General features: G+C 60.0%; 12 protein-coding genes and 1 tRNA gene. 10 read left to right on the forward strand and 3 right to left on the reverse strand.

Going from position 1 to position 14,626, the window contains the following annotated elements:
* Positions 1–12: 12 nt before the first annotated feature.
* Positions 13–1,158 (reverse strand): Do family serine endopeptidase, encoded by a 1,146-nt coding sequence (locus tag NX780_RS04185; protein ID WP_258826757.1) that lies wholly within the window; start codon positions 1,156–1,158, stop codon positions 13–15.
* Between the two features lie 63 nt (positions 1,159–1,221).
* Positions 1,222–1,638: a large conductance mechanosensitive channel protein MscL gene (gene mscL, locus NX780_RS04190; protein ID WP_258826593.1), complete on the reverse strand. Its 417-nt coding sequence runs from the start codon at positions 1,636–1,638 to the stop codon at positions 1,222–1,224.
* A 225-nt stretch (positions 1,639–1,863) separates the two neighbouring features.
* Here mscL and petA point away from each other — a divergent pair, with 225 nt between their 5' ends.
* From petA to NX780_RS04240, 10 genes are all read left to right on the forward strand, one after another.
* Positions 1,864–2,478, forward strand: a complete 615-nt coding sequence (petA, locus tag NX780_RS04195; RefSeq protein WP_258826594.1) for a ubiquinol-cytochrome c reductase iron-sulfur subunit — start codon at positions 1,864–1,866, stop codon at positions 2,476–2,478.
* A 1-nt stretch (position 2,479) separates the two neighbouring features.
* Positions 2,480–3,895: a cytochrome b gene (locus tag NX780_RS04200; RefSeq protein ID WP_258826595.1), complete on the forward strand. Its 1,416-nt coding sequence runs from the start codon at positions 2,480–2,482 to the stop codon at positions 3,893–3,895.
* A gap of 22 nt (positions 3,896–3,917) precedes the next feature.
* Positions 3,918–4,679 carry a cytochrome c1 gene (locus tag NX780_RS04205; RefSeq protein ID WP_258826596.1) on the forward strand — a complete coding sequence of 254 codons (762 nt, stop codon included), beginning with the start codon at positions 3,918–3,920 and terminating at the stop codon, positions 4,677–4,679.
* A gap of 99 nt (positions 4,680–4,778) precedes the next feature.
* Positions 4,779–5,390, forward strand: coding sequence for a glutathione S-transferase N-terminal domain-containing protein (locus tag NX780_RS04210; protein WP_026354566.1), 612 nt, complete (start codon positions 4,779–4,781; stop codon positions 5,388–5,390).
* A gap of 140 nt (positions 5,391–5,530) precedes the next feature.
* On the forward strand, positions 5,531–6,013 hold the full coding sequence (locus NX780_RS04215; RefSeq protein ID WP_258826597.1) for a ClpXP protease specificity-enhancing factor: 483 nt from the start codon (positions 5,531–5,533) through the stop codon (positions 6,011–6,013).
* A gap of 25 nt (positions 6,014–6,038) precedes the next feature.
* Positions 6,039–6,114 (forward strand) — tRNA-Thr (locus NX780_RS04220).
* A 217-nt stretch (positions 6,115–6,331) separates the two neighbouring features.
* A complete protein-coding gene (locus NX780_RS04225) occupies positions 6,332–8,020 on the forward strand; it encodes a type I restriction-modification system subunit M (RefSeq protein WP_258826598.1) in 1,689 nt (562 codons plus the stop codon).
* On the forward strand, positions 8,007–9,344 hold the full coding sequence (locus NX780_RS04230) for a restriction endonuclease subunit S (protein WP_258826599.1): 1,338 nt from the start codon (positions 8,007–8,009) through the stop codon (positions 9,342–9,344). The genes NX780_RS04225 and NX780_RS04230 overlap by 14 nt, the downstream gene beginning before the upstream one ends.
* Complete coding sequence (locus tag NX780_RS04235) at positions 9,337–10,029, forward strand: abortive infection family protein (protein WP_258826600.1); 693 nt, start codon at positions 9,337–9,339, stop codon at positions 10,027–10,029. Before NX780_RS04230 ends, NX780_RS04235 begins: the two co-directional genes overlap by 8 nt.
* Positions 10,026–13,121: a type I restriction endonuclease subunit R gene (locus NX780_RS04240; RefSeq protein WP_258826601.1), complete on the forward strand. Its 3,096-nt coding sequence runs from the start codon at positions 10,026–10,028 to the stop codon at positions 13,119–13,121. The genes NX780_RS04235 and NX780_RS04240 overlap by 4 nt, the downstream gene beginning before the upstream one ends.
* Before the next feature lie 820 nt (positions 13,122–13,941).
* Here NX780_RS04240 and NX780_RS04245 read toward each other — a convergent pair.
* Positions 13,942–14,556 carry a recombinase family protein gene (locus tag NX780_RS04245; protein WP_258826602.1) on the reverse strand — a complete coding sequence of 205 codons (615 nt, stop codon included), beginning with the start codon at positions 14,554–14,556 and terminating at the stop codon, positions 13,942–13,944.
* Positions 14,557–14,626 lie beyond the last annotated feature (70 nt).

Consider the following 14,626-nt stretch of genomic DNA (forward strand, 5'->3'; position numbering starts at 1 on the left):
TGTTTTGAATGGCTATTTGAGGCGCGGGCGCTTGCCGACGGTGACGTCGAGCGTGGACTCGCGGTTCTGGCGCAGGATGCGCAGCGGGGCTTTTTCGCCCGGCTCGAGCTGGGCGATCAGGTTGAGCATCTCGCTGGTGTTCGCCACTTCCTTGCCGCCGACAGCGACCAGGATGTCGCCCGGGCGCATGCCGGCGCGGTCGGCCGGTCCGCCGCGCACGACGCCGGCAATGATGGCGCCGCTGTTCTTGCCCAGGCCAAAACTCTCCGCCAGTTCGGGCGTGATGTCCTGCGATTCGATGCCGATCCAGCCGCGCACCACCTGGCCGTGCTTGACGATGGCGTCCAGCACGTTCTTCGCCGTGCTGACGGGGATGGCGAAGCCGATGCCCACCGAGCCGCCGGTCTGCGAATAGATCGCCGAGTTGATTCCCAATAGATGGCCGTTGGTATCGACCAGCGCACCGCCCGAATTACCGAAGTTGATGGCGGCGTCGGTCTGGATGAAGTTCTCGAAATTGTTGATGTGCAGGTTGTTGCGGCCCAGCGCGGAGATGATGCCGAGGGTGACGGTCTGGCCCACGCCAAAGGGGTTGCCGATCGCCAGCACCACGTCGCCCACGCGGGCGGCTTCCGGGTTGCCCAGCACCATGACGGGCAGGTTGCGCGCCGAGATGCGGATCACGGCGAGATCCGTTTCCGGGTCGGTGCCGACGATGCGCGCCGCCGCTTTCCTGCCGTCGGCCAGGCCCACCTCGATCACGTCGGCGCCCTCGACCACGTGGTTGTTGGTCAGGATGTAGCCGTCGCCGCTGACGATGACGCCCGAGCCGAGGCTGGCCATCTGCTCGTCGGGCGGCATGCGGTCGCCGAAGAAGCGGCGGAAGAAGGGGTCCTTCAGCAGCGGATGGGTCTCGCGCGAGGCCTTGCTGGTGAGGATGTTGACCACGGCCGGCATGGCGCGCCCGGCCGCCTCGCGGTAGCTGCCGGAGGCCGGCAGCGCCGCGCCCTGCAGCACCGGCACGGCGGCATTGCCCGAGCCGATCCGGACCTGGGTCGGGGCACGCTCGAGCCATTCGGGCCGCATGGTGGCAACGACGAAATAGAGCGCCAGCGCCACCGTCACCACCTGGGCGAACAGCAGCCACAGGCGCCTCATCGCCCCGGGCTGGCGCCGGGGGCGGATGGCTTGCGGGCGAAGCTCGTGGACGCTGTCGTTCACTTAGTTTGACTTTTTCAGGGAATCGCGGATGTCACGCAGCAGCAGGATCTCTTCCTTCTCGGCGGCCGTGGGCGCCTCGACCGGACCACGCAGGCGGTTCACGATGCGCACCATTTGGAAGATGACAAATGCCAGCAGGATGAAGTTCAACAAAATCGTCAGGAAATTGCCGTAGGCGAGAACGGCGCCGGCCTTCTGCGCCTCCGCCAGCGGCAAGGACGTGCTCTGGCCGTTGAGGGGAAGGTAATAATTGGAGAAATCGAGGCCGCCAAACAACATGCTGATGGGCGGCATGATGACGTCTTTGACGAGGGAATCGACGATGCGTCCGAACGCGCCCCCGATGATGACACCGACCGCAAGATCGACGACGTTGCCGCGCATTGCGAACGTTTTGAACTCTCCCAACATGGACATGGCTTTCCTTTCATTGTTATTGAACCGCTATGTTTCATGATACCCCAAGCTTTTATGCTGCGGATGCACATCCGTGTTCGCGCGTGGACAAGCACGAATATTCGCTCTAGATGTGTCCGCTTGATAATTTTTTTCCAATCGGTATTGCCCTTCACATATAATTTTGTGTTGCTGGAAGCTCTTTATTAATTCTTAAGATTCGTATTTTCACGGAGTGGGGTTGGTATGAGTAATGAAAAGCAGGTCGATTCAGGCCGACGCGGACTGCTGGTCGCAACATGCGCCGCAGGCGGCGTCGTCGGGGTATCCACGGCGGGGGTTCTCGTCAGCACCTTCCAGCCGTCCGAGCGCGCGAAAGCCGCCGGCGCCCCCGTCGAAGTCGACATCTCCGACGTCAAGCCCGGCGAGATGAAGGTCGTCGAATGGCGCGGTAAGCCGGTCTGGATTTTGCGCCGCACCCCGGAGATGCTGGCCACCCTCGAGAAGGTCAGCGGCGAGCTGGCTGACCCGAACTCCGAAAAAGTCTTCCAGCTGCCGATGCCCGAGTACGCGAAGAACCCGTACCGCGCCAGAACCGAGCACAAGGAAGTGCTCGTTACCGTCGGCATCTGCTCGCACCTGGGCTGCTCGCCCTCCTCGCGCCTGGCCGCCGGCCCCCAACCCAACCTCCCGGACGACTGGCCGGGCGGCTTCCTCTGCCCCTGCCACGGTTCGACCTTCGACCTGTCCGCGCGCGTGTTCCAGAACAAGCCTGCGCCGACGAATATGGATGTCCCACCGTACATGTACCTGTCCGATAACAAGCTGGTGATCGGCAAAGACGAAAAAGGGGAGGCATAACATGGGCGGTCCATTCAAGGAAACGCAAGTGCCGGCCAACGCGCCGGTCGGCCAGAAGGCGCTGGCCTGGGTCGACGACCGCTTCCCGCTGTCGAAGCTGTGGAACGACCAGTGGGGCAAGTACTACGCACCCAAGAACTTCAACATCTGGTACCTGTTCGGCTCCCTGGCCATGCTGGTGCTGGTGCTGCAGATCGTCACCGGCATCTTCCTGACCATGCACTACAAGCCGGACGCCAACCTGGCCTTCGGCTCGGTCGAATACATCATGCGGGAAGTGCCGTGGGGCTGGCTGGTGCGCTACATGCACTCGACCGGCGCCTCGATGTTCTTCATCGTGGTCTACCTGCACATGGCCCGCGGCCTGATGTACGGCTCCTACCGCAAGCCGCGCGAACTGATCTGGCTGTTCGGCTTCGCGATCTTCCTGTGCCTGATGGCGGAAGCCTTCTTCGGCTACCTGCTGCCATGGGGCCAGATGTCCTACTGGGGCGCCCAGGTGATCGTCAACCTGTTCGGCGCGATTCCCGTGATCGGCCCGGACCTGTCGCTGTGGATCCGCGGCGACTACGTGGTCTCGGACGCGACCCTGAACCGCTTCTTCGCCTTCCACGTCATCGCCCTGCCGCTGGTCATCCTCGGCCTGGTCGCCGCCCACCTGATCGCGCTGCACGAAGTCGGCTCGAACAATCCTGACGGCATCGAGATCAAGGACAACCTGGACGCGGACGGCCACCCGGTCGACGGCATCATGTCGCACCCGTATTACTCGACCAAGGACTTCTTCGGCGTGTCGGTGTTCCTGCTGATCTTCTCGGCGGTCGTGTTCTTCGCGCCCGAGATGGGCGGCTACTTCCTGGAGTACAACAACTTCCTCCCGGCCGACTCAATGAAGACCCCGCCGCACATCGCGCCGACCTGGTACTTCACCCCGTTCTACTCGGTGCTGCGTGCGACCACCGCGGACTTCATGTACGTGCTGATGGTGGCCGTCGCCGCCTACGTCGTGTTCATCTGGCTGAAGTCCCGCCTGGCCTACAAGACCAAGATCGCGATCGCCGTCATCGGCCTGGTCCTGATCGTCGGCATGCTGCCGCAGGTGCTGGATGCGAAGTTCTGGGGCGTGGTGCTGTTCGGCTCCTCGGTCGTGATCATCGCCTTCCTGCCGTGGCTGGACCACTCGCCGGCGCGCTCGATCCGCTACCGTCCGGACTGGCACAAGTGGGTGTACGCCCTGTTCGGCCTGTGTTTCGTGACCCTGGGCTACCTGGGCACCCAGCTGCCGACGCCGGCCTACACCATCATCTCGCAAGTGGCGACCCTGCTGTACTTTGCGTTCTTCCTGTTGATGCCGTGGTGGAGCACGATGGGCCGGTTCAAGCCGGTCCCGACGCGCCTGACCTTCACGCCGCACTAATCACGAGCACAAGGACAAGAACATGAAATTTGCGAAGAAACTGATCGCGGTCCTGGCCCTGGTGCCGGGACTGGCATTCGCCGCGGAAGGCGGCTTCCCGCTCGAGCGCGCCCCGGACCGCCACGACCTGTCGTCGCTGCAGAATGGCGCCAAGCTCTTCATCAACCACTGCCTCAACTGCCACTCGGCCTCCGCCATGCGCTACAACCGCCTGCGCGACCTTGGCCTGACCGAGAAGCAGATCCAGGACAACCTGTTGTTTTCGCAAGACAAGGTCGGCGGCATGATGACGACGGCCATGCGCCCGGACGACGCCAAGGCCTGGTTCGGCGCCGTGCCGCCGGACCTGTCGGTGATCGCCCGCGCGAAATCCTCGCCCTCGGGCACCGGCGCGGACTACCTGTACACCTACCTGCGCACCTTCTACAAGGACGATACCCGCCCGACCGGCTGGAACAATATGGTGGTGCCGAACGTGGCCATGCCGCACGTGATGTGGCAGCAGCAGGGCATCCGCCAGGCGAAATTCGCCGAAGAGAAGGACCCGCACGACGCCGGCAAGATGATCCACAAGTTCGTCGGTTTCGAGCAGGTTTCGCCGGGCACGATGAGCCAGCAGGAATTCGACACCGCGACTGCCGACCTGGTTGCCTACCTGAGCTGGATGGCTGAGCCAGCGCAAGGCCAACGTAAGAAGTTGGGCGTTATTGTGTTGATCTTCCTGTCCATTTTCGCCTTCCTGGCCTGGCGCCTGAACGAATCGTACTGGAAGGAAGTGAAGTAAATTCGCTTTCATTGCCCGGTTGGCTATAATACGGGCAATCATTTTTCGGGGTGAATCGCTAGGCGCTTCACCCCATTGTTTCTTGAAGGACTACAAACCATGATGGTTCTCTACTCCGGCACCACGTGCCCCTTCTCCCAACGCTGCCGCCTGGTCCTGTTCGAAAAGGGCATGGACTTCGAGGTGCGCGACGTCGACCTGTTCAACAAGCCGGAAGACATCTCGACCATGAACCCCTACGGCCAGGTGCCGATCCTGGTCGAGCGCGAACTCATCCTGTACGAATCGAACATCATCAACGAGTACATCGACGAGCGCTTCCCGCACCCGCAACTGATGCCGGCCGACCCGCTGATGCGCGCCCGTGCCCGCCTGATGCTGTTCAACTTCGAGAAAGAACTGTTCGTCCACGTGCACACGCTGGAAAGCGAACGCAACAAGACGAACGACAAGAGCCACGACAAGGCCCGTTCGGAAATCCGCGACCGCCTGACCACCCTGGCGCCGCTGTTCCTGAAGAACAAGTACATGCTGGGCGACGAATTCTCGATGCTGGACGTCGCGATCGCCCCGCTGCTCTGGCGCCTGGACCACTACGGCATCGAACTGTCGAAGACCGCCGCCCCGCTGATGAAGTACGCCGAGCGCATCTTCTCGCGTCCGGCCTACATCGAAGCGCTGACCCCGTCGGAAAAGGTGATGCGCCGCTGATGGCGCGTGGCGGACTTCTTGGTCCGCCACCGGCAGCACGATCCGCGCATCTCGATCCGATACACGCCGGTTTCGGACGCCCTGATGGCGATTCCGTTAAACTGGCGTGGACGACAAGTATTGTTTATTGACCCCAACAAATGTCAGAGATCTCCACCAAGCCCTACCTGCTGCGCGCCATCTACGAATGGTGCACGGACAGCGGCTACACGCCCTACCTCGCGGTCAAGGTCGACTCGGCCACCACGGTGCCGATGGAATACGTCCGCAAGGGCGAGATCATCCTGAACATCAGCTACGGCGCCACCTCGGGCCTGAAGATGGACAACGACGCGATCCACTTCCGCGCGCGTTTCAATGGGGTCTCGCGCGAGCTGTACATTCCTGTGCAGAACGTGCTGGCGATCTATGCGAACGAGAATGGCCAGGGCATGGCTTTCGAGGTGAACGTGACGGCGGCGGAGATGCCGGCGCCGGCTGCGTCTGCTGAAGAAGCGTCTGCGCCGGCTTTGTCGGCGGTGCCTGCGAAGGTGGATGCGCCGGCAGAGACGACTGGCGCACCGGATGGCGACGACGAGCCGCCGAAGAAGGGCGGACGCCCAACCTTGACCCGCATCAAATAGCGTATAATCGTTGTTCTAAGATTAAGCCGACTTAGCTCATCAGGTAGAGCAGTTGATTTGTAATCATCAGGTGGCGGGTTCGAGTCCTGCAGTCGGCACCAGTTAAATCAAGCACTTAGCCCAGCCTTTATGGTTGGGCTTTTTGCTTTATGCGCCCATGTAACCGCTGTGTAATCCATTTCAGTTGGAAACAGTACAATTTCAAAGTTGATTAGGCCATACTGTAGTGGCCAAGCAGAAAAGCTTTGGTACATAGGCCTTCTGAACAGGTCCCCTATTAGAGATGCGGCCCATAAATAAAACCAGAACGGAACACTGATGGCGAGTACTGAAGCAAACACTAGCGATTTCACCTACGCAGATACACTCTGGAAAGCCGCCGATTCCCTACGTGGCCAGATGGACGCTGCCGAGTACAAACACGTAGTTCTAGGCTTACTATTTCTCAAATATATTTCCGACAGCTTTGACAGCCGACGCGATGACCTGCGTGAAGAGCTGACGAAAGACGGCATCAAGGGCGAACAACTGGAACGCCTGCTTGAGTCGCGCGACGAGTACACCGCCGAGCGCGTGTTCTGGGTCCCACCCGAAGCGCGCTGGTCGAATTTGCAGAACCAAGCGACGCGCGCCGATATTGCCACGCTGCTCGACGACGCGATCCTAGCCGTCGAACGGGATAACGCGAACCTCAAGGGTAAGCTCCCACGCGACTACGCCCGTCGCGGCATAGAGCCGGTGAGATTGACTGGGCTGGTCGGCCTGATCGCTGACATCGGCTTCAAAGGCAGCCATGGACGCGCACGAGACATGCTGGGCCGTGTCTACGAATATTTCCTCGGCAAGTTCGCCGCCGCCGAGGGTAAGCTGGGGGGCGAGTTCTACACGCCGCGCAGCGTTGTGCGCGTACTGGTGGAAATGCTCGAACCCTACGAGGGCCGCATCTACGACCCTGCCTGCGGCAGCGGTGGCATGTTCGTCCAGTCGGAAAAGTTTGTTGAGGCCCATGGCGGCCGGCGCACCGACGTCTCAATTTTCGGACAGGAGAGCAACCCAACCACATGGCGTCTAGCGCACATGAACCTGGCCATTCACGGCATCGAGGCCAAGCTGGGCGAGCAGCCCGCCGACACTTTCCTGCGCGACCAGCATCCCGACCTCAAGGCCGACTTTGTGCTTGCCAATCCTCCGTTCAACGTGAGTGACTGGTCCGGCCAGCTGCTGCGCGGCGACAAGCGTTGGGACTATGGCGACCCGCCTGTTGGCAACGCCAACTACGCTTGGATCCAGCACTTCATTCACCACCTTGCTTATCCCAACGGGAAGGGTGGGGGTACAGCCGGGTTCGTGATGGCGAACGGGAGTTTATCGAGCAACACCGGTGGAGAGGGAGACATTCGCCGCAAGATCATTGAAGCCGACCTCGTTGACTGCATCGTCGCCCTGCCTCCGCAGCTCTTCTTCACCACCGGCATTCCAGTGTGTCTCTGGTTCCTTACTCGCGACAAAACCGGGCGCAACATCCGCCGCGGCACGCCGAATCGCCCCGGCGGCCGTGCAGGTGAAACGCTTTTTATCGACGCAAGAAAACTCGGCACGATGCAGACACGCGTCCTACGCGTCCTGACCGGCATCGAACCCGCTGAGTGCATCGAAGGCACAAGTGATCCTCTTCCCGCTTCTGACGTGGGACGCATTGTCTACAGCTACCGCCGTTGGCGCGGCGAGCCCGCACCGGAGTGGTGGAACGAGGTCGAACACGGCCCTTGGGTGTTCGCCCCTATCCCTGGCTTCGCCAAGCCTGCGACGATTGAAGAAATCGCCGAGCACGGCCACGTGCTTACGCCAGGCCGCTATGTTGGTGCTGAAGAGCAGTTCGATGACGCCGAGCCGTTCACTGAAAAGTACCCGCGGCTGGTGGCAGAGTTGGAAGAATGCTTGGCAAACTCGAAAGCTGTCGAAGACCGTGTTCGCTCGATGTTGGAGATGATCAATGTGGCCGGCTGAATGGCTAGTGAGTGGCGTTGACGATGTTCGCAGAGACACAAAAGATGGTCTTGCAACTGGACCATTTGGCTCCAGTGTTAGTGCTAAGTTTTTCCAAAACGACGGCGTACCACTTATTCGCGGCAGCAATCTTTCGGAAGCCGTCGGTGAACGACTCGTCGAAGATGACTACGTATTTGTGTCTGAAGAGAAAGCAGCAGAGTTCCCGCGCGCTGTAACGCGTCCAGGTGACTTGGTATTTACTTGCTGGGGCACGATCGGGCAAGTTGGGCTGATCGATGGTCGGGCTCGGTTTGACCGGTATTTGATCTCAAATAAGCAGATGAAGCTGTCGCCCGACCCCACGAAGGCAGATAGCCTGTTTCTCTACTACCTATTTAAATCGCCAGACCTGCAGGCTGCTATCAGCAATGTCAGCATCGGCAGTTCCGTTCCCGGATTCAATCTCGGTCAGTTACGTGGTTTGCGATTCCCACTTCCACCACTTCCCGAGCAAAAAGCGATCGCCGCAGTCCTAGGCGCCTTGGACGACAAGATCGAGCAGAACCGGCGGACTAGCCGAGCGCTGGACGAACTCGCGCAGGCGACGTTCAAGGCGTGGTTCGTTGATTTCGCGCCAATCAAAGCCAAGGCTGCCGGGCAAACGAGCTTCCCGGGCATGCCGTCCACCGTCTTTGCTGCGCTAGCCGACCGCCTGACCGACTCGCCAATCGGCCCAGCGCCGGAGGGATGGTCGGTACGAGCTTTATCGCAGGTTTGCCAGATCATTAGCGGCGGAACTCCCAAGCGTTCAGAGGCAGCCTACTGGGGAGGCGATATCCCTTGGTATTCGATTAAGGATGCACCGCCGAATGGCGAGCCTTGGGTTTACTTTACTAGTGAGCACATATCGCAGGCAGGTCTGGCCGGAAGTGCGGCAACGCTCGCCCCTATTGGCTGCACGATCATCTCCGCGCGCGGGACAGTCGGCCGTCTCGGGTTAGTAGCTCGCCCAATGGCGTTTAACCAATCGTGCTACGGACTATTGCCAAGCGATGAAGTTTCCTATCGTCACCTCTATCTGTTGCTCCGTGAAGTTGTCGACGAACTTAAACAGCGATCTCACGGCTCGGTTTTTGACACTATCACGCGGCAAACTTTCGATACCGTAAACGTCGTGTTTCCTCCTCCAGAGGTGCTTGCGGAATTTGAGAATGTCACAGCGCCTTGGTTTGACCTCCTCCTCGCGCTATCGAATGAGTCGGACAAGCTTTCCGAACTTCGAGACTATCTCTTACCTCGCTTAGTTTCAGGAGCGATCCGAGTAAAAGGTCATCATGTCTGAACTAACACCCATCGAATTTCAGATGCATGGCTGCAGGGCTAGCGTTCTGCCCGTCGCCAATGTGTTTGAGCCACAGATTCAAGCAATTGAGGACTCAGTTCAACGCGTACCTGACTTTGCGTTTGACCTTTCAAAAACCCTAGTAGAGTCGGTCTGTCGAACTGTGCTGGCTGATCTCGGCTCGCCGTCAGACCCGAACTGGGATTGCCCCAAGCTGCTTCGTGAAACGACAAACCGACTCACGCTGCTTCCCCGCGGCCTCCCAAATGCCGGCCCCGCCCGCGAGTCCATAGAACGCACGGTTCGTGGCTTGCTGCAGACGATCCAAGGACTCTGCGAACTGAGAAACAGCTACGGCATGGCATCGCACGGACGCGACGCTGCTGCCGCTCGGCTGGAGAAGCGGCAGGCGACTCTGGCGGCGCAAGCGGCAGACACAATTGCCTCTTTCCTCTATCGCACGCATCGAGATGCTTTAGCAGAGGCGCCGGCTGATCGTGTTTATTACGAGGACCATCCAGATTTCAATCAGTGGCTGGACGAGGAAATCGACCCTATCATGATTGGGCGCGAAACTTTGTCGCCGAGTAAGGTTCTTTATCACACAGCGATCGCGGCATACAAGGTCGCTCTTACTGACTTTCTTACTGCGCCCCCTGACGCAGAAGGCGGAGGCGCTGGGTGATCAAATCTCCAAACGAGCAGCTGGTGGAGGACGTTGCTGGCGTCTATTTCAGTATCGTTGGCCTAAAAGTCAACCGCGGCGCAGAGGTAGATGACGCGAACGACCGTGTCGATCCGTCATGTACGCAGCTGAGGCGACGAGTGAGTATGGCTATCTCTAGGCTAAACCCTCATATTCCCGCACAAGCTCTCGAAAACGTCGTAGCTTCAATAGGTCGTCCACCCCATCCCACGCTGGTTGAGAACAACCGCTGGTTCTACGATCTCCTCACTAACGGCGTGCCGGTGGAGTACAAGGAGGTTGCCACCGGTGAGATGCGCGGTGGCCGGGCACGACTGGTTGACTTCGACACCCCATCCAACAACGACTTTCTCATTGTGCGACAGCTCACAGTCGCCGGAGTTAACGGCAAGACCATTCGGCCGGACCTCGTGCTTTATATCAACGGCCTGCCGCTGGTTGTGATCGAGTTGAAGGACCCGGCTAACGCGGCGGCGACGCTGGATGTAGCGATCGACCAGCTCGGGCGTTACAAAACCATCGCTCCCGACCTGTTCGTGCCGAACCTGCTGCTGATCGCCAGCGACGGGTTGTTGACACGGGTAGGCAGCATCACCAGCAGCCGGCAGCGCTTTACCCTCTGGCGGCCGGCTCAAGGCGGAGAGCCCACGCTGGAAGCATTGATCCGCGAACTGCTGAATCCCGCAGCGCTACTGGACTACCTCCGTTCGTGCGTCGTATTCGAGGAAGACGAGCGTGGAAACATCGTTAAGAAGGTGGCCGGGTATCACCAGTTCCGCGCGGTGCGCAAGGCACGGGCGAGCGTAGTTGGCGCGATCAAGACCCCAGAGCACGTTGGAGATGAAGCGGCGGGCAAAGGCGGCGTGGTCTGGCACACGCAGGGCAGCGGCAAGAGCTTGACGATGCTGATGCTGGCCGGCACTCTAGTCCGTACGGCGGAGTTGGCCAACCCAACCGTCGTGATTGTCACCGACCGCAATGACCTCGACGACCAGCTCTTCAACACTTTTGCGATGGGCCGCGCGCTGCTGCGGCAAGACCCCGTGCAGGCTGACAGCCGCGAGCACCTGCGGCAACTGCTCGACCGGGCCAGCGGCGGCGTGGTGTTCACGACGATCTATAAGTTCACTGAGGCGCACGGCACGATAAGTGAGCGGGCGAACGTCGTCGTGATGGCGGACGAAGCGCACCGCAGCCAGTACGGGTTCGTCGAAGGTGGAGCGCGGTGGATGCGCGAGGCGCTGCCAAACGCGACGTTCGTCGGCTTCACCGGCACACCGTTGACGAAAGGCGACCGCATCACTCGGAATGTGTTCGGCGAGGACGCCGATGTGTACGACATCCGGCAGGCAGTGGCCGACGGTGCAACGGTGCCAATCTACTACGAGCCGCGGATTGTAAAGCTCTCGATCGATGAGACAGGCGCGCAGCAGGCGGAAGCTAAAATCGCGCAGTACGCGAGGCGCGACGAGAACGGGCAGGAGACGCCGGAGAATGTTCGCATTCCGCTGGAAGAATTGTATGGCGCGCCCGAGCGGCTAGAGCGCATCGCGAAGTTCGTGGTCGAGCATTGGGAAGAGCGTCGAGCTGCGATGGAAGGCAAGGCGATCCTCGTGACCATAAACCGCGACATCGCCGCACGGCTGTACGCCGCGATCTGCAAGCTGCGCCCGTCTTGGCACGACGACGATGACTCGAAGGGTACGGTGAAGGTCATCATGACCGATGGACCGAACGACCCCGAGCACTTGGTGCGACACGCACGGAGCAAGGCGCAGCGCAAGTCACTGGCGGATCGGTTCAAAAACCCTGCCGACGACTTCCGATTGGCCATCGTTGTGGACATGTGGCTCACGGGTTTCGACGTGCCTAGCGCGCACACAATGTACCTGGACAAGCCGCTGGCTGGACACAACCTGATGCAAGCCATCGCGCGGGTAAACCGTGTGTACGGCGAAAAGCCCGGTGGTTTAATCGTCGACCTGATCGGGTTGGCCGATCCACTGGCCGACGCGCTAGCGACCTATGCAAACGCAACCGGTCAGACTGACAAGCCAGTCAAAGAACTACAGGACGAGGCAGTGCCGGCAATGCGCTCGGCGTTCGAGCAACTACGCGCCTTTTTCCATGACTTCGACTATGTAGCAGCGCTTGAGGTGAAACCTACGGACGTGTTGCGTGTGTACCTGGGCGCCATCGACTATGTGCTGGACGTGAAGCACATGGTGGGCGACGAAACAGGATGGCAACGGTTCGGGGGCATGGTGAAGCGACTGGCCACCGCGTTCGCGTTGGCCGTGCCGCGGGAGGAAACGCGGGAAATCGCACCGCACCTGGCGTTCTTCCAGCGGGTAGCGGCAATGATTCGGAAGCGGCTCGCCGACGAAGGCGGATCCGCAGACGGTCGAAGCGGTGGTTTCGCCGACATCGACGCCGCAGTGCGGCAGGTGATCGGGGGGGCGGTAGACGCGGGCGAGGTCATCGACCTATTCGCCGCCGCCGGGCTCGACGCTGCCCGGCTGGACATCCTCAGCGACGAGTTTCTCCAACGGGTATCTGCCTTGGAGCAGAAGAATCTGGCGCTGGAGACGCTGCGCAAACTGCTGGCCGACCAGATTAAGCTCAGTGAGCGGTCCAATCTCGTGCAAGCGCAGAAGTTCCGCGAGGCGCTTGAGAAGGCGATGCTCGGCTACACGAACAAGCAGGTCACGACGGCCCAGATAATCGCGCAGCTGCTGGAACTGGCAAAGTGGGTCCGCGACGCGAAGCGGCAAGGTCAAGACCTCGGGCTGAGCGACGAGGAAGGGGCGTTCTATGACGCTTTGGCAGAGAACGGTTCGGCCAAGGAGATCATGAAGTCCGACCAGCTCCGCTTGATGGCTCGGGAGCTGGCAGAAATGGTCAAGAAAATGCCCCGGCTCGATTGGACCCAGCGGGAAAGCGTGCGGGCAGACCTGCGACGCAAGGTACGGCGGTTGTTGGCGATGTATGGCTACCCACCGGACCTATCTGAAGAAGCAACGCAGCTCATTTTGCGCCAAGCCGAGTTGTCGACGGAGAACGCAGAGTAGCGGAATGATCTAGCTCGGTGGGAAGAGGCCTAACAATAGGATGCTGCGGACAGCACTTGCGCCGGCGCTGCATCCTGAACGTTAGTGTCCATCATGGGGCTATCACGTTGACAAACTCGGACAGCTCAACTGCTGAAGAACTTGTACTCATGAGATCGGTTGATGAACGTTCCAGACAGCTTTGAAGAATTTCAACGAATGAGTGCGGGTGGCGGCTGCCATGGCCCAGGACTTTTACTGTCAGCCCCTCCCGAACCAGAGCCAGGACTCAGTTTTTTTGGCAGACTTCGCTGGCATATGCGTGAGTATTTCCGACCCAAATCGAAAGAGGAGCGCCTCACCATCACACTTGCCAAGAAGCGATGGGATTGAATGGAACCCAAGGTCATCAGCGGCGGCACGCACAATTCCTTAGAGAGCAGCTCATCCAGGTTTCAGACACAGTACTTCTCGGACGGCTCAGCAATAATTGTGACTGAACGGGGCATCTTTCTGGCTGAGAGTAGGGCTGAGTATGAAATGAACTTGCCCGGCCTAGAGCCACAGTAGCCTCCGTAGCGGTTCCGCTGGGCCATTCTTCGATGATGCGTGTTGCGCATAGCTGAAGTAAGCACAGGTTTCTGAACTAACCACCATGCTAACTTAGCGGCACTACCTCTTGGACCACAGAGCGCCCGTGGTTCTATTAAAAGGAAAAGCCGGCAACTGCTCCTAGCAGATGCCGGCCTTGAACGGATTGTTATGGAACCGACGCTCTTCTAACGAGGCGCGGGGGTTTCTCATCGACGAACGGCCACATGAAAACCAATTCATATGCCTCCTAGGCTGGCTGGCGGGTGACGCGACAGCGCTCTAGCGAAGCAGGGGTTGGCTTGGCAATCCGCATAATCGTGGCTCGCGACACGTCGTAGATTCGAGCCAGAGCACTGAGCGAAATACCGTTTTCGTGATGCTGGGCATAGATCGCTTGACGCTGCTCCTCAGTTGTCAAAGCCGGGCGCCCTAATACCTTGCCCTCCGCCTTCGCGCGCGCTAGGCCGGACTGGGTGCGTTCCACCAGCAGGTCGCGCTCCATCTCCGCGACAGCGGCTAGCATGGTCAGCATCATTTTACCGGCGGCGCTAGTGAGATCAAGCTTCCCCAGCTGAAGGACGATAACCTCGATACGGCGCGTCGCCAGCATTTTAATCGTGGCGCCAACGTCTTGGGCGTCACGGCCGAGGCGGTCGAGCTTCGTCACAATTAGCGTTTCGCCGTTGCGAATCTGGTCTAGCATCTTAGCGAACTGCGGGCGATGCGCTGCCGCGACCTTGCCCGACACCCCTTCATCGGCATGCCAGTAGTCGACGGCATAGCCGGCCGCCTCGATCTCCCGACGCTGGTTTTCCGTCGTCTGCTCCTTCGTGCTGACCCGACCGTAGCCAAAGACCGCCATTTTCGCTCTCCCCCCTATATTCATAAGCGTTCATAAGCGCCCAGAAATGTTCAATAAGGCTGATCTTACA

The sequence above is a fragment of the Massilia agri genome, assembly GCF_024753255.1.
In the GTDB taxonomy this organism is placed as follows: Bacteria; Pseudomonadota; Gammaproteobacteria; order Burkholderiales; family Burkholderiaceae_D; genus Telluria; species Telluria agri.

Bases quoted from the DNA above. Each gene is read 5' to 3' on its own strand.
- NX780_RS04185 (WP_258826757.1), bottom strand. From the start codon at position 1,158: ATGAGGCGCCTGTGGCTGCTGTTCGCCCAGGTGGTGACGGTGGCGCTG.
- mscL (WP_258826593.1), bottom strand. From the start codon at position 1,638: ATGTCCATGTTGGGAGAGTTCAAAACGTTCGCAATGCGCGGCAACGTC.
- petA (WP_258826594.1), top strand. From the start codon at position 1,864: ATGAGTAATGAAAAGCAGGTCGATTCAGGCCGACGCGGACTGCTGGTC.
- NX780_RS04200 (WP_258826595.1), top strand. From the start codon at position 2,480: ATGGGCGGTCCATTCAAGGAAACGCAAGTGCCGGCCAACGCGCCGGTC.
- NX780_RS04205 (WP_258826596.1), top strand. From the start codon at position 3,918: ATGAAATTTGCGAAGAAACTGATCGCGGTCCTGGCCCTGGTGCCGGGA.
- NX780_RS04210 (WP_026354566.1), top strand. From the start codon at position 4,779: ATGATGGTTCTCTACTCCGGCACCACGTGCCCCTTCTCCCAACGCTGC.
- NX780_RS04215 (WP_258826597.1), top strand. From the start codon at position 5,531: ATGTCAGAGATCTCCACCAAGCCCTACCTGCTGCGCGCCATCTACGAA.
- NX780_RS04225 (WP_258826598.1), top strand. From the start codon at position 6,332: ATGGCGAGTACTGAAGCAAACACTAGCGATTTCACCTACGCAGATACA.
- NX780_RS04230 (WP_258826599.1), top strand. From the start codon at position 8,007: ATGTGGCCGGCTGAATGGCTAGTGAGTGGCGTTGACGATGTTCGCAGA.
- NX780_RS04235 (WP_258826600.1), top strand. From the start codon at position 9,337: ATGTCTGAACTAACACCCATCGAATTTCAGATGCATGGCTGCAGGGCT.
- NX780_RS04245 (WP_258826602.1), bottom strand. From the start codon at position 14,556: ATGGCGGTCTTTGGCTACGGTCGGGTCAGCACGAAGGAGCAGACGACG.